This is a genomic window from Lysinibacillus sp. fkY74-1 (genome assembly GCF_053165895.1).
Genome location: NZ_CP170173.1, coordinates 1,515,352 through 1,534,692, shown reverse-complemented (window position 1 = coordinate 1,534,692; position 19,341 = coordinate 1,515,352). Strand labels below are relative to the sequence as shown.

General features: G+C 39.1%; 18 protein-coding genes. 8 read left to right on the top strand and 10 right to left on the bottom strand.

Annotation, left to right across the window (positions count from 1 at the left end):
* Positions 1 to 103: 103 nt before the first annotated feature.
* Complete coding sequence (locus tag ACE1MS_RS07220) at positions 104 to 592, bottom strand: hypothetical protein (protein ID WP_036166036.1); 489 nt, start codon at positions 590 to 592, stop codon at positions 104 to 106.
* Between the two features lie 325 nt (positions 593 to 917).
* On the opposite strand from ACE1MS_RS07220, the gene ACE1MS_RS07215 reads away from it, so the two are divergent.
* From ACE1MS_RS07215 to ACE1MS_RS07205, 3 genes are read left to right on the top strand one after another with little or no spacing between them, the layout of a single operon-like run.
* Complete coding sequence (locus ACE1MS_RS07215) at positions 918 to 2,672, top strand: ABC transporter ATP-binding protein (RefSeq protein ID WP_447402795.1); 1,755 nt, start codon at positions 918 to 920, stop codon at positions 2,670 to 2,672.
* A gap of 17 nt (positions 2,673 to 2,689) precedes the next feature.
* Complete coding sequence (locus tag ACE1MS_RS07210; protein WP_036161216.1) at positions 2,690 to 3,367, top strand: response regulator transcription factor; 678 nt, start codon at positions 2,690 to 2,692, stop codon at positions 3,365 to 3,367.
* Entirely contained in the window at positions 3,364 to 4,440 is a 1,077-nt protein-coding gene (locus tag ACE1MS_RS07205; RefSeq protein ID WP_447402794.1) for a sensor histidine kinase, read from the top strand. The genes ACE1MS_RS07210 and ACE1MS_RS07205 overlap by 4 nt, the downstream gene beginning before the upstream one ends.
* 23 nt (positions 4,441 to 4,463) lie before the next feature.
* Here the strand turns inward: ACE1MS_RS07205 and ACE1MS_RS07200 are convergent, their stop codons facing one another.
* On the bottom strand, positions 4,464 to 5,051 hold the full coding sequence (locus tag ACE1MS_RS07200; protein ID WP_012293730.1) for an NAD(P)H-dependent oxidoreductase: 588 nt from the start codon (positions 5,049 to 5,051) through the stop codon (positions 4,464 to 4,466).
* Between the two features lie 119 nt (positions 5,052 to 5,170).
* Between ACE1MS_RS07200 and ACE1MS_RS07195 the strand changes: the two genes are divergently transcribed.
* Both ACE1MS_RS07195 and ACE1MS_RS07190 read left to right on the top strand, forming a co-directional pair.
* A complete protein-coding gene (locus ACE1MS_RS07195) occupies positions 5,171 to 5,608 on the top strand; it encodes a MarR family winged helix-turn-helix transcriptional regulator (RefSeq protein WP_036166027.1) in 438 nt (145 codons plus the stop codon).
* 248 nt (positions 5,609 to 5,856) lie between these two features.
* On the top strand, positions 5,857 to 6,603 hold the full coding sequence (locus tag ACE1MS_RS07190) for a YqcI/YcgG family protein (RefSeq protein WP_031417189.1): 747 nt from the start codon (positions 5,857 to 5,859) through the stop codon (positions 6,601 to 6,603).
* A gap of 11 nt (positions 6,604 to 6,614) precedes the next feature.
* Here the strand turns inward: ACE1MS_RS07190 and ACE1MS_RS07185 are convergent, their stop codons facing one another.
* The 4 genes from ACE1MS_RS07185 to ACE1MS_RS07170 all read right to left on the bottom strand — a co-directional run bounded on the left by ACE1MS_RS07185 (position 6,615) and on the right by ACE1MS_RS07170 (position 10,292).
* A complete protein-coding gene (locus ACE1MS_RS07185) occupies positions 6,615 to 7,931 on the bottom strand; it encodes an amino acid permease (RefSeq protein ID WP_012293727.1) in 1,317 nt (438 codons plus the stop codon).
* A 15-nt stretch (positions 7,932 to 7,946) separates the two neighbouring features.
* The gene (locus tag ACE1MS_RS07180; RefSeq protein WP_447402793.1) at positions 7,947 to 8,882 is read right to left on the bottom strand and encodes an arginine deiminase family protein; all 936 of its coding nucleotides are present in this window, start codon (positions 8,880 to 8,882) and stop codon (positions 7,947 to 7,949) included.
* Positions 8,883 to 9,026: 144 nt separating this feature from the next.
* Positions 9,027 to 10,055 (bottom strand): spore photoproduct lyase, encoded by a 1,029-nt coding sequence (gene splB, locus ACE1MS_RS07175; RefSeq protein WP_012293725.1) that lies wholly within the window; start codon positions 10,053 to 10,055, stop codon positions 9,027 to 9,029.
* Positions 10,056 to 10,067: 12 nt separating this feature from the next.
* A complete protein-coding gene (locus ACE1MS_RS07170) occupies positions 10,068 to 10,292 on the bottom strand; it encodes a transcriptional regulator SplA domain-containing protein (protein ID WP_012293724.1) in 225 nt (74 codons plus the stop codon).
* A 177-nt stretch (positions 10,293 to 10,469) separates the two neighbouring features.
* On the opposite strand from ACE1MS_RS07170, the gene ACE1MS_RS07165 reads away from it, so the two are divergent.
* From ACE1MS_RS07165 to ACE1MS_RS07155, 3 genes are all read left to right on the top strand, one after another.
* Positions 10,470 to 11,858, top strand: a complete 1,389-nt coding sequence (locus ACE1MS_RS07165) for a TldD/PmbA family protein (protein WP_012293723.1) — start codon at positions 10,470 to 10,472, stop codon at positions 11,856 to 11,858.
* A 3-nt stretch (positions 11,859 to 11,861) separates the two neighbouring features.
* Positions 11,862 to 13,205: a TldD/PmbA family protein gene (locus ACE1MS_RS07160; protein ID WP_281486616.1), complete on the top strand. Its 1,344-nt coding sequence runs from the start codon at positions 11,862 to 11,864 to the stop codon at positions 13,203 to 13,205.
* A gap of 330 nt (positions 13,206 to 13,535) precedes the next feature.
* Complete coding sequence (locus ACE1MS_RS07155; protein ID WP_447402792.1) at positions 13,536 to 16,631, top strand: copper amine oxidase N-terminal domain-containing protein; 3,096 nt, start codon at positions 13,536 to 13,538, stop codon at positions 16,629 to 16,631.
* 92 nt (positions 16,632 to 16,723) lie between these two features.
* Here the strand turns inward: ACE1MS_RS07155 and ACE1MS_RS07150 are convergent, their stop codons facing one another.
* The 4 genes from ACE1MS_RS07150 to ACE1MS_RS07135 all read right to left on the bottom strand — a co-directional run bounded on the left by ACE1MS_RS07150 (position 16,724) and on the right by ACE1MS_RS07135 (position 19,331).
* Positions 16,724 to 17,233 carry a QueT transporter family protein gene (locus ACE1MS_RS07150; RefSeq protein WP_306552592.1) on the bottom strand — a complete coding sequence of 170 codons (510 nt, stop codon included), beginning with the start codon at positions 17,231 to 17,233 and terminating at the stop codon, positions 16,724 to 16,726.
* Between the two features lie 149 nt (positions 17,234 to 17,382).
* On the bottom strand, positions 17,383 to 18,138 hold the full coding sequence (locus ACE1MS_RS07145; RefSeq protein WP_031417195.1) for a 3-oxoacyl-ACP reductase: 756 nt from the start codon (positions 18,136 to 18,138) through the stop codon (positions 17,383 to 17,385).
* 56 nt (positions 18,139 to 18,194) lie between these two features.
* A complete protein-coding gene (locus tag ACE1MS_RS07140) occupies positions 18,195 to 18,416 on the bottom strand; it encodes a DUF2829 domain-containing protein (RefSeq protein ID WP_447402791.1) in 222 nt (73 codons plus the stop codon).
* Between the two features lie 51 nt (positions 18,417 to 18,467).
* Entirely contained in the window at positions 18,468 to 19,331 is an 864-nt protein-coding gene (locus ACE1MS_RS07135) for a GNAT family N-acetyltransferase (RefSeq protein WP_036161207.1), read from the bottom strand.
* Positions 19,332 to 19,341 lie beyond the last annotated feature (10 nt).

The window sequence follows — 19,341 nt, the reverse complement described above, 5'->3', positions numbered from 1 at the left end:
CTGACAAGAATAAACGTTATTTATCTATAGAATGGGAAAAGAACCGACAGGAACAATTAGTCACTGCCGGTTCTTTTTATATAGTTTTCCCACTCTTCTATGGTCATGTCGATGACAAAATGATTATCACGTTTGATGAGTGGTAAGACCTTTTCTTCACTTTGGCCATCTTTATAATTAATACGTATATAATGCTCGTCTCGCCATGAATAATAGTCAAATCTTTTAATATTGGAATATTTTTTTGTAAGTAGGATGATAAGAATGCTTCAGGGGAGTTTTTTACGTCCTGGCGACTATACCATTCTTGAAAAACATCCTGTTTAAATAATTGTGTCCAGGAATCAATATCTCCTTGTTTAAGGATCCTGTTCAATTCCGCTACCCACTCCGCGTATGGATTAACAAATATGCTTTCATAAGGCGCAGTTACATCAATATTTTCAATAGGCTCCAACGCATGGCTATAGATATACTTTTTTGCTAAAGATGCTATTCTTTTAGCTTCTTCTTGGTTTGTAAATTGGATATCTAAATTGTTTTCAAAGATTATCAATTCTTCTTCTTTTAATCTCCTTGATCGGATACTCAAGAGAAAACACCTTTAATTACTAGGCATAGCCACTATTATTCCACCAATAATTTTTATATCAGGCTTCCCCTATTGCAAAACACTCTTTTATATTTTAAACTTCCTGATAAAACTTAGTCCCGTATAATGCTAGTTGTTTAAAGCTGATCTTAAAACCGCTTCTTCTAAAACATCTATGCCTCGCTCACTAGCCCTATGTTGAAGGTGATGATGATTTGAACATCACCTTTTATTTCATTTCACATTCAGTTCATAAACGCGTGCTATAGTAAAAGCCATAGGAACGATTTACGTTGTTTGAAGACATTGAAGGAGGCTTATTGCTTTGCAAGAAACATCAAAAGAAACTACAAAAAAACCAGATTGGCGACGATTTATACAATTAGTAAAACGAGCTGAACCACCTATTTGGCTCCTAGTTATCGCTTTAATTATGAGTTTAGCGACTACGGGCGTAGGTTTTATCGTCCCATTATTTACAAAACAATTAGTGGACGGCTTTTCATTAGAATCGCTTAATTATTGGCAAATCATTTTGCTTGGTATTGCTTTTATCGCTCAAGCCATTGCAAGTGGATTATCGATCTATTATTTGAATCGTGTAGGTCATCATGTAGTGGCAAAATTACGTGATCAACTTTGGCGCAAGCTGCTGCATTTACCTATCCCCTATTATGACGAAAACGATACAGGTGAAACATTAAGTCGTGTAACAAATGATACAGCAGTCGTTAAAGAGCTCATTACAGAGCATCTAGCAAACTGTTTATCGGGTGTTATTTCCATCATCGGCTCCATTATCATTCTTTTATTTTTAGATTGGAAAATGACATTAGTGATGTTAATCGCTGTGCCCCTAGCGATGGTTATTTTAATGCTACTAGGAAAACGCATGTTTGTGATTTCGAAAGGGATGCAAGACGAAACTGCTAAGTTTACTTCGGTATTAAATCAAGTTTTACCTGAAACACGCTTAGTTAAAGCTTCTAATGCGGAGCAAGTAGAATATGAGCGTGGGAAAAAGGGCATTACGAATCTCTTTAACTTTGGTTTAAAAGAAGCTAAAATCCATGCACTTATTTCACCATTAATTTCATTCGTTCTGATGTCGGTTCTAGTTGCTATTATTGGCTATGGAGGCGTTCGTGTTTCCTCTGGTGAACTGACTGCTGGTGATATGGTGGCTTTTATTTTATATTTAATCCAAATCATCATGCCCATGACACAATTGACCATGTTCTTTACTCAACTTCAAAAAGCAATGGGTGCCACTGAACGTATTAGTGCTTTATTGGAGCATGAAGAGGAGCATATCGAAGAAGGCATCACAGTTAATAAAATAGATCAGCCTATTTTTGTTAACAATGTTGACTTTTCATACGGTGAGGATCCGATTTTATCCAATATAACCTTCACAATAGAGCCTGGCAAAGTAACGGCCATTGTAGGTCCAAGTGGTGGGGGTAAAACAACTACATTCTCTCTATTAGAACGGTATTACCAACCAACTAGCGGTACTATTACGCTAGGAAAAACGCCCATCGAGACATTTTCACTTCACTCCTGGCGTAGTCAAATTGGCTATGTAGCTCAAGAAAGTGCCCTGTTGTCTGGAACGATTCGAGAAAATATTTGTTATGGTGTTGACCGTGAAGTACAGGATGATGAGCTAGAAAGAGTGGCCAAAATGGCTTATGCTGATCAATTTATTAACGATCTTCCCGATAAGTTTGATACAGAAGTAGGCGAAAGAGGCATCAAGCTTTCAGGAGGGCAACGTCAGCGCATTTCTATTGCGAGAGCGCTATTACGGAACCCGCAAATTTTAATGCTGGATGAAGCTACATCAAGTTTAGATAGTAAATCTGAAATATATGTACAAAAAGCGTTAGATAATTTAATGCAAGGTCGCACAACATTAGTCATTGCTCACCGCCTATCAACGGTAGTAGATGCCGATCAAATACTATTTGTAGAAAAAGGACAGATTACAGGGTGTGGCACACATGAAACACTCTTTGAGACGCATGCCATGTATCGTGAGTTTGCCATGCAGCAATTACGAATTAAAGAGAACTAACGAAGGGAATTATTTAAATGACCAAACTATTAATGGTAGATGATGATGCCCATATTCGAGAATTAGTAAGAGTATTTCTTCAAAATGAAGGTCTCGAGGTGATTGAAGCAACGGACGGTGTCGATGCACTGTCCAAGCTAGCCTCTGAAAAGGTTGATATGGTTATCATGGACATTATGATGCCAAATATGGATGGTTGGGCTTTATGTGAGGAAATTCGTTCATATCATACAGACCTCCCTATTCTCATGCTCACTGCAAAAGGAGAAACCGCCCAAAAGGTCAAGGGTTTCCATTTAGGGACAGATGACTATTTAGTAAAACCCTTTGAGCCTGCCGAGCTAATTGTACGTGTAAAATCGATATTAAAACGCTATCGTATTGCGCTCTCTCAAGTAGTAGAAGTTGGCAACGTTAAACTCAATCGTCATACACATGAAGTGGATCTGAATGGAGAAATCATTGTCCTTCGTTTAAAGGAATTCGAACTACTATTTACATTAGCGAGCTATGTGGGCAAAACATTTTCACGCGAACAATTGATTGAAGAAATTTGGGGCTATGATTATGAAGGAGACGAACGCACAATAGATGTCCATATAAAAAGAATACGTGAGCGTTTTCCTCAGGAGATCAGCGGCTTTGTCATCCGCACTCTTCGCGGTCTTGGCTATCGCTTGGAACTAGCCTCATGAGAAAACGAAAATTTCTTGTCAGAGTTCTATTTGTTCTATTCCTCTTTCTCATTACCAATACTCTATTTGCTTTTATTTCTTATCATGTAATGGAATGGCTGTATGGTCAGTTAGGTACAGAACCCCATGATTTTTGGCAGCAATTAGGCACCGTCCTCGGTGTTTTCGTACTCTTTGCCTGTTCGGCCGCTATTATCTTCCTAATAATTGGGCTCAATCGACAACGGAACTACTGGGACGCTATTGTGGAAGCATTAAGACAGATGGCGAAAGGAGATTTTAATATCCAATTAGATGTAAAAGGCAATGAGGAAGACCAATTCGGTCAATTAATCCATGGCATCAATCATATGGCTATTGAATTAGGAGAGCTTGAAAGAATGCGACAAGAATTTATTTCAAACGTCTCCCACGAAATCCAATCACCTTTAACGTCTATTAATGGCTTTGCGAAGGCTCGTAAGAACATACATCTACCGGAAGAAAAGCGGCTACATTACTTAGACATTATAGAATTGGAAAGTAATCGGTTGTCCAAGATTAGTGATAATTTACTGAAGCTGACTTCGTTAGAATCACAGCATCATCCATTTGAAACAACAACCTATCGACTGGATAAACAATTGCGAAATGTCATTCTGGCTCTTGAACCTAATTGGGTAGCTAAACAACTGGACTTTGATCTCCAGCTAGACAATATAACTATTACCGCAGATGAGGATTTAATGAATCAGGTTTGGATGAATTTGCTAACGAATAGTATTAAATTCACACCCGACAATGGAATAATCACTTTGTCTATGACGCAGCATGACAATACCATTACCATCATTGTCCAAGATACTGGCATAGGCCTATCCGAAGAACAGCAAATGCATATATTTGAACGATTTTATAAGGCCGACCAATCACGGACAGCTACAAATGGTGGGAGTGGGCTTGGTTTAGCCATCGTTAAAAAAATTATTGATATGCATCACGGGACCATCACCGTTGAAAGCAAGCTTGGTGAATTTACAGCCTTTTTGATTACATTGCCCATTGATACTACAAAAACTCGTGCAAACGACTAGAGATGTCTGCACGAGTTTTTTTATTAGTAAGCCACCTTTCTAAAATATTGATACACTTTGTTCAGCTTTTGCTGGTGCTTCCCTTTTTTACTTTCCATGTTACCAAACTCAAAAAACTTCACTTTCTTCATTCCCACAAAACTAAATAGCGCTCTTTTCATCAAAATTTTATGCGCATTATTCAGCCATAGCAGCGGATAATTGGTTGGTCCCTTCATCGTGGACACACATACAACCGACTTCCCTTTCAAGAGTCCTTCTGGGAATAATCCTTTAGTATCTCGATACGCAAAATTCGATGCAAACAATTGATCGAAATAGCCTAACAGCATAGCAGGTGGTCTCCCCCACCATATTGGATAGACAAATACAATCTGATCTGCCCAAATCAGCTGTTGACGATACTTTTCCAATTGCGGATCACGATACATATCCCGACGTCGTTTATGCTCATGGAAAATTAAACGCGGATCGAATTCTTCTTTATATAAATCTAGTAGCTGTATCTCATCAATGGCAGGATTCTCTTGACAACCCTTCATCACTTCCTGTAAAAATGCATAATTTAAGCTCTTGTGGTTTGGATATGTATAGACAATTAATGTTTTCATACTACGCCTCCATTACTTATCATTTGATAACTAAATAATAATCGATTCATTTTTTATTGTCAAATGATAATTGTTTTAAGATAAGTTATTTGTTATCTTGACAATAAGAGGTGATCCAAATGGATAAAAGCAGTTTATTTCATCAATTCGTAACGTTTACAGCAAGTGTCCATCAAGTGACACACGAGCTGTCACAAAACGTGACCGTTGCCAATATAACACCGCTTCAATATAAAATTCTTGAATATATTAAAGTAAGCCAGCCCGTAACGCCTACCGAAATAAGCGAATGTCAGCATATGTCTTTACCCAACACAAGTCGTGAATTGCGAAAATTACAAGACCAAAACCTCATTGAAAAATACAACGACACGGAGGACCGAAGAAAGCAGTACATTCGCTTGTCCATTGAGGGAGATAAAATGATGGAGGAGGCCTTTGCATGCATTGAGGAGCGCTTTTTACAGCTTATTCAACATGCTTCACAGGAGGATATAAAGGATATTCAACATGCCCTAACTATCCTGGAACAAAAGGTCTTTCAACGAAAAGAATAATATGTGCAGCTTCAATGTTCTTATCAGTCAGCCATTGAAGCTGCACTATTTTTCAAAACAAATATCTTTAGTTTATATGCCGCTCCTCCCATGCTCAAAACAATCTAAATTAAGCAAGACTCTACTCTTCATGCCATCCATTGAGTAATTTATAATTGATCCATATGTCCTTACATATTCATCATAATTTCGTAACCTATTGGCTTTTTCATTAATAGAATAAAGGTGTATAGAAGGAGGAGACTCAAGTGGACGTAGGAATATTTGACAGGAAGTGGATTGAGGAAAATTTGGATACACTTCCAATTTGGCAACAGTCTGCCTACATGGATTTTGCCAACACGATTGCTGATGAAGAAAATACCTTTCCGTGTGTACCTGCCAGAATGGGGTTTTTATCGAATCATCTGCGCTATAGTTTTATTGGAGATCCACGGAAGGAGCAATCCATTCATGAGCTAGCACACTGTTTAAAGGAATTCACAAAATCCTCGCAAACTTTTGGTAAATATACAACACTCACTGTATTCTTTCATACCCCTCAAGATATGCTCGGTAATTATAAAGTCGAGGATTATCAGCAATTGTTTTGGACCATACTTAACCAATTAACTAACATCGACGATCTCGATTGGCCTGAACAAATACCAACCGACCCCGCACACAATGAATGGGAGTTTTGTTTTAACGGTGAGCCCTATTTTATCTCCTGCGCAACACCCGCACATAAAATGCGCAGGAGTCGCCATTTCTCTACTTTGCTCATGGCCATTCAGCCACGCTGGATTTTTGAAGAAATAAACGACTCTACTGCATTTGGGCGAAAATTAAAGAAGCTCATCCGTCAACGCATAGCCCATTATGATGCACTCCCTGGACATCCCGATTTAAAATGGTACGGTCAAGAAGATAGTTATGAATGGAAGCAATATTTTTTAAGTGATGATCATCAAAGTCCGTCCAAATGTCCGTTCTTACGAAGGTCGCAAAAATAACGTCCAAACCATTAGGCTTCCTTATGACTTTGCCTTTTCACAACAATCCAGGTTGCTATCCCTATAAGGACAAGAAAGAGCAGGCTCACGAAAAAGCCGAGTCTGCTTGTTTTTTCTCCTAGCGTACCCGATACTGTAACCGCTATGAGCAGCATCCCCAACCCATTTTTCACATGCTCCCACTTAGATAACTCCATAAGCTTCATATAGGTTATTAAAATAAAGAGCCAGTTATAAATCAACATTAAACCTGCTGCTGTCATCAAATATTCAAAGATTTTTTCAGGCATGAGAAAGCCAATAACGATTGTTATGACTAAGCCACCAGTTAAAAATATAAAGGCAGGCATAGGAACTTTTCTTTTCCCTTTCTTCGCTAGTATTTTGGGTGCATCATGATCCTCTGCCAGTGTAATAAGAATCGTAATCACCGCATAGAGAGAAGCTACCATTGTTGAAAATCCAGCAATGATTAAAACACCATTAAAAATATCTGCCACAAAGGGAATGTGATAACCTTGAAGGGCTGTAATAAAGGGACTCTCATCAATCGTAAAGTCCTTCCAAGAGACAAGCGCTAACGCAAGTGCAATGGCCATTAAAAAAATGATCGTAATAACTACTAACATTATTCTGCCTGCTTTTGGTGCTTCTTTTGGATTTTTTAAATCAATGACCATTAACCCCATTACTTCAATGCCTCCATAGGCGTAAAAGGCATACAATAGCCCGAGCCAAATTCCTTTTATACCTTGTGAGAAAAATTCTTCATAATTCGCATAGAGTGAATCCAATGTAGAGGCTTGTGACCCTTTCGTGATGATGACAATGGCTACGATAATAAACATCACAATCGCTGCCGCCTTTAAAGCTCCAAATATGTTTTGGAAGTTTTCAAAACCCTTCATCCCTGTGAGAATCACAACTAACCCTATAGCAGCATAGATAGAGGCTGCAACCCATAATGGCAATGCGGGAAACCAAAACTTTGTAAAAATTCCGAGCGCCATAAGCTGGCTCCCCATAATAAGAATTTCAGAGATTAAATAGACCCAACCATTACTAAATCCAGCCCACCTGCCAAATGCTTGTTTAGCATAAGTACGAAATGAACCTTTATCAGGATTCTCAACAGACATTTTAACAAGTGCATCATAAACAATATACGTACAAATAGCCGCTAATAAAAAAGGAATTAAAACAGCCGGACCACTTTTATGAATGGCCATACTTGTTCCAAGAAAAAAACCTGTTCCTAGCGTACAGCCTATACCGATAAGCGAAAGCTGCCACCAGGACAACCTGCCCTTACTTGTATTTGATGTCATGTAATCAACCCTTCACTACTTTCTTACTAAAGGCAATGTCATACATCGAATGCCTCCACCACCTTTTTCAAGCTCTGTGATGTCCACTTCCAGTAATTTCTTTTTACTTAATATTGGATGCTTCAATAACTGCTGCTTAGATGCCTGCTTACTGATTACTAACGTTTCTGGATCAAGATTAATTAAGTTAATGTCCGGAATGGTTTTATAGGTTTCCAGCCAGTAAATATCAAAACCATGACGCTGTAAAAATGGTGCGGGCATATCAAAATAACTTCCCTGGGCTGTAAACACCTGTACAGGAAAATAACGCACAAAGCTTTTAGCAATCATTAAGTTATGATTCACAACATTACAATTCATATCTAAATGAAGCGTATCATTGCCTTTCGGTAAATCAATAACCGCAATTTCTGAAAATCCTTGTTGAAAGAAGCGCTCCTTCAAGCTTTCAACAGCCTCTAATGAAGTTCTCATCCCTAGATTCATGAGGATTGCATCCTTATTTAATAGCATGACATCCCCACATTCAAGGGATTGAGAAGGCTGTGCATTGCTTATAAATTGTTCGGGAAACCACTTGGCTAAAATAGCATGAGCATATGGATACTCAGGGCGTCTTAACGAGCTTCCAGCGTTACCAGGTAAAAGCTGCTGCCCCACAACACAGGCTAAATCGCGCACAAAATAACGATTAATGAGCTGTTCACTTAACAGCTGCTGTTCTTTTGTTAATTCTTTGGCATAATCGATTACTCTTACCCCAGCGTTTTCAAGCGTTGTCTTCAATGCCAGGAAATTTTCCATAGCTTTATGATGGTTGACAGGCTCACTCCACCCAACCTGCTCAGCTATTTTTGAATCAGTTACATCTACTATCGAAGGTGCACAAAGCATGACCACCTTTAGTTCCTCATGCTCCGACCAACAATTTACTTGAAATGAGTCCATCTTTGTTCTCCTCTTCTGCTTGTCGTTCTCTGTTAGCGTTACCATTGAAGGGGGGATTATACAATAGGAACAGTCACAAACAATGTCATGAACTATATGTAGCATAAATAAAAATTTAGAGAGAACGACAAAGGCTCTCTCTCATTACGTAAAATATTCTAATTTCGCTTGCGGGAAGAACTTTTTCATATAGCCATATAAATGTTCTTTAATATCTTCTTCCTCATCTTTTTGATAAATGTATTTACCTATTCCATATTTCCCCCATTTATATCGTCTCACGGTTTCGTCAAGTTCTAGCTTTGTCATCGGATAATTTTTTTCAATCACACGTTTAGCTGGCTTCGTAAAGCGATGCTGGATAAACTCAAACGTAATATCCTCACGCACATCTTTTGGTAATTCAGCATCTAACCGCTCAAACATCTGATAATACCCCTCCTGCCATCCATCATGTAGATAAATGGGGGCAACGATGAAACCGAGCGGATAGCCAGCCCTTGCCACTTTCCCAGCCGCCTCAATTCTTTTTGCTAATGGAGAAGTTCCAGGCTCAAAATGCTTAATCACATAATCCGCATTGACGCTAAAACGGAATCTTGTTTTACCATTATGTTTAGCATCCAATAGGTGATCCACATGATGGAACTTCGTCACAAATCGTAATTGACCTAATTCACTTTGTCCAAAATGCTCAATAGCACGTTTCAATGTATGTGTGAGATGGTCAATCCCTACAATATCGGACGTACAGGATGCCTCAAAACGTGTAATGTCAGGAGCACGTTCAGCCATATAATGATCAGCCTGCTCCAATATTTCATCCACATTAACATACGTACGAATATAAGGCTTGCTACCCATCGTTGTTTGTAAATAACAATAATGGCAATGACCCATACAGCCAGTGGCAAATGGAATGGCATATTCAGCGGAAGGCTTGGATGTATCAAACTTTAACGTTTTCCGGATGCCCACTACCAAAGTAGATTTGGCTACTCGATACTTTTGAAAATCATTGTCTCCAGGGAGATTTCTTACTTGGTTATGCGAAGTTGTATAGCGTATTTCGATTCCCATCTGCTCAAACTTTTCTTTTAACTCCTGACCTAACGGATAGTGGAGCGCATCAGGCTCAAAATAGACGAGCTGAGGGATAAATGGTTTATTCATCGTTATCCTCCCTCAATGAAAATACTGGTGGTAGGCTTGCTCAGCCGCCATTTCACTTGAAAAAATTAACATATCATTCGTTATCGGATAATAGGTTTCAAATAGGAATACGGCTAGCTCCTCTGGTTGCTCTGGATGATTAACCACCGCGGCTTCCTGTATATTCGCTACATCCTGAATATGAGGATTCCGATAAAAAATATAAACGATATCACCGACATTATATGGTTGTTGCATCTTTTCACCTTCCTCTGTCTTTCTGTTAGTGTGGTGAAATGGTTAGAGAAATATGTCATAAAAAAATTTTTTACGTAATATACATAAATTTATGTGAAGCTATCTTCAAATCTAGGAAAATAGAATAATGCAGAATTTTTTAATTATTTGGTATAATCAAGAAAAGGAGGAAGATATATGATCAAACAATCCATTATTGAAAATGTCCTTGAAGCAGCGCTAGCAACTGGTGGGGATTTTTCAGAAATTTTTATTGAAGATAAATATGTCAATGACTTTGTCTTACAAAGCGGCAAAATTGAACAAAGTATTACTGGGCGTGATTTTGGAATTGGTATCCGCATTTTTTCAGGACTTCAAAGCATCTATACTTACACCAATGATTTTTCTGAGGCAGGTTTATTAGCAGCGGCAGAGCGTGCAGCCCTGGCCATCAAAGGCGGTAAATCGGGTACCATTCACCCTTTGCATAAAGAAATCATCACTCCTATTCATCAAATTCTCCGCATGCCTCATACAGTGGAACACGCAAGAAAAACAGCTATTATGCGACAAGCAGACTCTATTGCCAGACATTATGATCCCCGAATTCATCAGGTAAAAGTTCGATATTTTGATGAACAACAAAACGTACTGATTGCAAATTCAGAGGGTAAGCTTGTTGAGGATACACGCGTTCACAGTAGACTTAGTATGCAAGCGACAGCTACAGAGGGTACTGAGGTACAAACGGGCTTCTATGGCCCAGGTGCACATGCAGGCTTTGAATTTATTGAAAAGCTAGACCTAAACCATTATGCAGGAGAAGCTGCACGTATCGCAGTCACAATGCTTCATGCAGATGAATGTCCAAGCGGTAAATTCCCTGTCATTATTGATAATGAATTTGGTGGTGTCATTTTCCATGAGGCTTGTGGACATGGCTTAGAGGCAACTGCTGTTGCTAAAAATAATTCAGTATTTGCCAATCGTATCGGTGAACAAGTCGCTCCTGAAATTGTTACATATATTGATGATGGTACACTTCCGAACGAGTGGGGATCATTAAATATTGATGACGAGGGAGAAAAAACTAGAAAGAACATTTTAATTGAAAATGGGATTTTAAAGGGCTATTTAATTGATAAATTTAATGCTCGCCGTATGGATGCACAGCCAACTGGCTCTTCTCGTCGACAATCCTATCGATTTAACCCCACATCACGTATGACAAATACGTATATTGCCCCAGGCACATCTACGCCAGCCGATATTATTGCATCGACCGAGTATGGTATTTACGCAAAGTATATGGGAGGTGGACAAGTTTCCCCTTCTACTGGCGATTATAATTTTGCCGTAATGGAGGCCTATATCGTTAAAAATGGAAAAATTGACCGCCCTGTACGGGGCGCAACACTCATTGGCAATGGCGCAAAAACATTGCAGCTCGTTGATCGAGTAGGTAATAATCTCGCTCATGGAGCAGGTATGTGTGGTTCTCTAAGCGGAAGTCTTCCTGTCAATGTTGGTCAGCCAATGATTCGGGTAAGCGAAATAACAGTTGGTGGAACGAAGGGGGAATGATGAATGAACATTGCTAAATACCAGGAAAGACTATTAGACAAGGCACAAGAAGCGGGATTTATAGAAGCGGAGGTTTATTATGAACAAAATAAATCAATTCGATGCATGCTCTACAAGGGCGAGATAGATAGCTACGAAACCTCTGAGGACGGAGGGCTAAGTCTACGAGGGCTTTACAACGGAAAAATGGGCTATTCCTATACAGAAAAACTAGACGATGATTCGATTTCCTTTTTAATTAATAGCGCAAAAGCAAATGCAAACATACTTGATGAAGATGAGGGCGTAGCCATTTTTCATGGCAGCGCTAAATACCCATCCTATGAATATTACAATGAAGAATTAGAGACTATCGGAATTCCAGAAAAAATAGAGCTCCTTCGTTCCATCGAAGAAAAAATTCGCGCATACGATTCACGTATCATTGCTCTTGATTATTGTTTCCTGCAAGAATATACGACTGAACGCTCATTAGTGAATAGTAAAAATCTTGCCTTATCACATAAGGAGAACGGCCTCGTGATTTTCCTCTCCACCGTTGTAAAAGAGGGTGAAGAGATGAAAACAGGACGTTATTTGAAAATGACACGTGATTTTCTTTCTCTGCATGCTGATGATATTGCCAAGGAAGCAGCTGAGGAAGCTCTTGCGAATTTAGGTGAAAAATCGATTCCTAGTGGAAAGTATCCAATCATACTTCGCTCTGATGCATCAGCATCATTATTAGAAACATTTATGCCGATACTGTCAGCTGAAAATGCTCAAAAAGATCAATCTCTATTAAAGGGAAAGGTGGGACAAAAGGTGGCATCAGGGGCAGTTTCCCTACTAAGTACTCCATTCCATCCTGCCGCATTGTCTGGAGCAAGCTTTGATGGTGAGGGTGTTGCAACAAAAGAGCAGGAAATTATTTTAGAGGGGACACTCCAAACACTTCTGCATAATAGAAAAACGGCCAAAAAAGATAACTGTGAAACAACAGGGCATGCCCATAAAGATTCCTATAAAGGAGCCTTAACGATTGCGCCCCAAATTTTATATATTTCAACTGGTGAGAAATCTCTAGATGAATTAATTCAGTCGGTTGGTAACGGTGTATTAATTACTGAATTATCTGGGCTTCATTCTGGTACGAATACGGTTTCAGGTGATTTTTCAGTCGCTGCTAAAGGATTTCAAATTCAAAATGGTAAAATTTCCTCCCCTGTTAAGCAAATGACGATAGCAGGTAATTTTTTCGAGTTTTTACAGGATATTAAAGAAACTAGCTCTGAGCTTTACTTCCTACCAGGAGGATATGGCTCCTCATCGCTACTTGTAAAGGAACTATCTGTAACAGTGGAATAACACCAAAAAGTAAGCCATTCTAATTTCTCGGCAATTCTTTTATCTATAGTCACCAACCTCTCATTCAGTGGAAGCGACTATGGGTGAGAGAGTTGCCTTCTTTATTGTATAAAGCCAGTGTCATCCACTATTTTTGCTAATCCTCCTACCACCTTCCCTCTTAAAATTCTCTTACAGCTTCTACAATATGTAGACAAGGAAATACTGCGACATAGCAACTAATGGTTAAATTTTCTTTTAGAGGTAAAATGGTGAAACTTTTAGGCCTTTGATACGTTAAATAAGTTGTCATGCTGCGTCAGTTATATGGCATGAAGAAGGGTGGAATATATGAAAAAAATATGGACTTTATTTTTTGCAGCAATGCTTATTGTACCGCTATTGCTGCAACCGGCAACCGCACAAGCGGCAAAAGCCATCACAATTACTGTTGACGGGGTTCAATTGAAGACCGATCAGCCGCCAGCGATGATTCAAGGGCGTGTTATGCTGCCACTTAGAGCAATCTTTGAGGCATTGGGTGCCAATGTAAATTGGGATTCAAGGAGTCAAACTGTAACAGGGTATAAAGGAGATACTACAGTAGTTCTCAAAATGAAATCGAAGGTAGCTACTATTGATGGCCAGTCAGTTACGCTTGATGTACCAGCACAAATTTTAAGAGGCAGAACTATGGTACCAGTTCGCTTCGTTAGTGAAGCGCTTGGTCAGGAGGTTGACTGGAACTCAAAAAATCAGACTGTCACTATTATATCTGACACTCCAAGCTATATCAGTATTTCTCCTGCGAGCAATGTATCTGTACGCGATGTTAATGATCAGGGAGATGGGCGTGACATGGAGATTAGCTTTTCCAGATCGTCTACAGAATCATACGTCGATCATTATCGGGTAATGGTTTTGAAGGCATCCAAAAGCTTCAATTTGGCATCTGCCTTGAAGGTCTCCCCTTCTAATTATACAGTAGTATCTACATCAAATTCGAATCGTGCTGTTACTTTATCGCAGAATTCAAGGGATGTGGATGGAGACTTCATTAGAAATGATCAGCCTTATGTAGTTCGTATACTTGCGGTTGGGAAAGGTTCTTATTCTAGCGTTTTATCGAGTTCTTCCGCAAAGATTACCTTAACGAATTTGTCGTCTGTTACAGAGGTAACAAATGTGAGAATGAATGATATTAACGATTTTGGCGATGGACGCGATATCTCAGTTAGCTTCACTCGTCCGCAAAATGATAACAATATTTCCAATTATCGTATGTATATCGTAAAGTCTAGGGATGCTAGCAATTTTAGTCTTACTACTGCCAATAATTTATCAAGCAGCTACTATACAACCGTGAATAAATCGGGAAATAACGGCAGTATTTTGACAGGAACTTTATCTTCCACAGCACGTGATACTGCCGGTGATCTCATTAAGAATAACGTACCTTATACAGCGTTCGTTATGTCTGTAAGTAACACGAATTCATTAGGAAATAAGCTGTCATCGGGCTCATCATCCGTAACACTTAGTCAAAATACAATGTCTACTCCGATTATTACACAAGTGAGTGATATCAATGACTTTGGGGATGGGCGTGATTTAAGAGTTGGCTTCAATAAAGTGTCCGATGAATCTACTCTTAGCGCTTACAGAATTTTTGTAGTAAGAGCTAACAACTATTCAAATTTTACATTGACAAAGGCAAACAGCTTATCTAGCACTTATTACACACAAGTAAACAAAACAGGCTACAATATTACTCAGGTACTCTCTTCAGGAGCAAGAGATACTGACGGATATCCCATTCAGAATGGCGTTAGCTATCGTGTGTTCGTTATGGCTGTAACAAATAACTCAGCGAATAATACGCTATCTTCAGCCTCGAATACGATTACGCTATATAGCAGCAATGCGGGTGCAGTATCGAATCTATATGCTAACGATGTAAGTGATTATGGCAACGGACGTGACCTCTTTGTCTCTTTCAATAAAGCTGTAGACGAGTCCATTATTAGTCACTATCGGATTCTAGTTGTACCAACAGCTTATTACAATAGCTTAAGTCTGACGGAAGCAAATAATATATCCAGCAGCAATTATACAACTGTATACAAATCTGGAAAATCCGTATACGAGCAAACGTTATCTGAAAATACTCGAGATGTGCGCGGTAATACAATCAAAGAAGGTACTAGCTACCGCATTTATGTTTTAACTGTAGCGAATGGAATAGGAAGCAATGCACTATCTGCGCCGACATCTACGATTACGCTAAATAAGAACTTTAATGTGCAAGCTGTATCCAATCTAAATGTGGCAGATATAGACGATAATGGAGATGGCCGTGATGTGCAAGTAACGTTTACAAAGCCTTCGAATGAATCAAATGTCAATCATTATCGAATTCTAATTGTACCGACAGCTTATTACAGTAGCTTTAATCTTTCACAAGCCAATAGTAGTAATTATTACATCACTGAAAGCAAAGGTGGGAATATAACTACAACGAGAACGTTGGATGGGATTAGGGATGTACGTGGTAATTTTATTACGGAAGGAACTAGCTACCGCGTCTATGTACTGACTGTATCCAATGGAAATTCTCCAAATACCTATGCTCTATCCTCTGCTTCGCCTGTCATTACACTTAGTAAAAGTAAAGCTGTTCAGGCGGTAAGTAATATTAATGTAAGCGATGTTGGTGATTATGGAGATGGTCGAGATTTACAAATATCGTTCTCGAAGCCTTCTGATGAATCCAATATTGGTAGCTACCGTATACTTGTCGTACCCGCATCAAAAGCAAATGGATTTGATGTGAACGCAGCTATTAAAGCCACTAATTTTATGGATATAAATAAAGGTCAATCTAGTATAAGTTTGGGAACTGGTAGTAAAGATACAGAAGGAAGACTGATAACGAATGGCGAAGAATATCGCATCTATATATTGTCCGTAGGTAATGGCACGTCAAAGGCAATGTATAACTTATCCTACCCATCTTCTTCTATTACTTTAGTGGATCATTCAGCACCTGTAGCGGTAGAGAATGTACAACTGAGTATTCAAGGTCAACAAAATAGATATTCCGATATTACCATTAGCTTCGATGTCAAAAACGGACAAAACGTAACGGAATATAGAGTGTTTATGCTACCTAAAGATGCCGCAGATGGTTTCAAAGATAGTGATGCCATTAACAATAATTATAGTACTAGAATTTATCAGAATGGTCTCCCCAATGTAAGTCAAAGTCTAAATATAGATTTAGATGCATTTGGAAAACCACTCACAGCATCCATAGAATATGTGGCTAAGGTTTTAGCTGTGGGCAAAGGAAATTATCTATCAACTACGTCCAATTCAGTGCTGCTTCTGGAAAAGCCTGATAATACTAGTGGTGCGGCGTCCCAAGACGCTCAAATTAACCCATAAGACAAATAGTTTATAAAGAAGGGACTCCCAATGGTCTTCATCGACCGATGGGAGTCCCTTCTTGCTGTATGGATCATGCTATAATCATTCAATTATTTAGACAAATCTATTTTTTTATTTAATAAGTAAATTGTCAGTCCACCAACTGTCATAGACAATAATTCTCCAACCCCCACTGTGAACCATGTAGCCCAAAAAGGAAGGTCATAAAGAATGGTTAATTGCCCTGCAACCGTAAACATGGATACAGCAAAAATCAATGCTGTCACTACCATTTTTACGATATCATTGGCGATATGCTTTGTAATGCTTCTACAAAGTACTAGTACTAGGAAGGTGGCAATCCCGCCAATTGGCACATCTACTATCCATGTGGGCGACATAAAATTTGCTAGTATGACGCCTAATGTCACTGCGTATACATAACGCTTATTGTACAAGGCCAGATAATTAAACATTTCTGACAATCGTAGTTGAACAGCGCCAAAGCTAATGACTGACAATAAAACCGTTACAGCAACATATAGTGCTGCAACAAGAGCCGTCTTTGTCAGTTCACTCACTGACATACGGCTTGAATCTTTTACAATCGATGTATGCAATTTTATTCTCCTTTGTAAAATAGCTAATCGCTATTTTAGTAATAACTACGGCCAAAGGAAGAGAGCTTAGCGCCCTATCTGAAGTGCCGTAGTGCAAGCAATTTTGCTTACTTGCGTATTATAGCAGAAGAATAACTTGATGAACAATCCTACTTAGTCAACCAGCCACCATCGATTGGTAATACAGTACCATGCATATAATCTGCTGCTGAGCTTGCTAAAAATAAGGTTAAATTTGCAACCTCCTGAGGCTGTGCCCAGCGACCAGCCGGCGTTTCCTGTGCTACCCATTTCGCCATTTCTCCGTCACCTTCAAAATCTGCCTGATTCATCGGAGTTTGAATGGCTCCAGGTGCAATTGCATTTGCTCGTATTCCCGCTCTACAATAATCTAAATCTAACTGCTTTGTATAGCCAACAATGGCATGCTTAGAGGCTGTGTAGGCCGCTCCACCACCACCAGCAACAAGTCCAGCAATAGAAGCCATATTGACAATCGTACCAGCTCCTCTTGCAACCATATGAGGCAAGATTTTATTCGTCACAAAAAACGTTCCTTTGACATTGGTGTTCATAATTTTATCCCATAATGCTTCGTCCGTATCCAACGTCTTTGCAAAGCCATCTAAAATACCTGCTGTATTACATAAAATGTCAATTTGTGTAAATGAAGAAATAGCAGCTTCATACGACTGTTCCACATCTTGTTGGCTACAAACACTACCAACCATATAGGCAAAATGCTCTGGATATTGCTGCTGTAATTGGACTAACCCTTGCGCTTCTATATCAAAACCAAATACATTCGCGCCATTTTCTAAAAAAGCAAGTGCTTGAGCATATCCAATTCCTGATGCAGCCCCCGTAATAAAAATCGTTTTATTTGTATATTCTTCGAATCTCATAACATGTCTCCTTACAACAAGAAGCCACCTCAAAATTGAGATGACTTCTCCTATTATTATTCAACTACTATCCAATCTTCCGCTAATAAATCACATACTGTAGGCGTGAACATTGTGTAGCCTTCTCCACGTACATTAATCAAAAAATAAGGATTCAAAGTCTCTCCATCGTGTTTACTTTGGCCGACTAGCTTCACATATAGTTCAGCCCCGCCCCAGCCTTTACGAATTACTTTTTCTCCTGCTTTTAAGCGTGGTAATATTTCTTCAAACGTCATGTCTTCATCCTCTATTCCCATTCATTATCGCATTAGTATACTGGATTTTCATTAGGTTGACAACAATGGGTAGCATTGCTTTTTCATCTGTACCTGCTCTGTCGTCACCTTTAGTCCATTTGCCACTAAATAGCTTGTTGCTGGATTACTTGCTAAGAAATTAACAGCTGATATATTCACCTTCTGAGCTGTCAAACTGGCTAAAAAATGCGGCAGTAATTTGACATTACTCACGTCTAATACTTCTAATTGATAAAGAATAACCCGCTCCAACTCACCCTGTTTACCCCAAACTGTTTTATATAACATATAGCCCAGCACATCATTTGCTTCGTTATAGAAAACCCGAGCTTCTCCTTGCTTAACGCTATGCCAGCTACATTGCCAAGGGACATCTTCCTGATAAAATGGCACATGAGGTAATTGCTCTGGACGAATTATTTCTGCTCGAATAGCTGATGTTTGTTCTACTCTCGCTGCATATTCCCCACTTAAAAATTGAAGTTGATCGGTTATAGCATAGCCATATTTCTCATACAAAGCAATCGCTACTGAATTTTCCTTTATTGCTTCCAGTACAGCAATTTCAACATTTTCACGTTCATAGATTGCTAGTGTTTCCTCCATTAGTAATCGTGAAACGCCTTTCCCACGATAAAAGGGTGAAATGCCTGTGCCGCCATTCCAAGCCACTTTCTTACCATTAATAATGCGAAAGCCGTTCATAACAATACCAATCGGTTCATCATGGTCAAAAACGACAATGGAGTGCTCAGCTGACAGTCCCTCCCCAACAAGTCGCTGCAAAAACATTTCTGTCGACATGTCAATTGGCACAAAGTATCCTTCAAAGCCTTTGTTCCACGCCCGCAATACTTCCTCAAATGTACATTGAGAAACTGTTTTGATATTCATCATTTCCCTC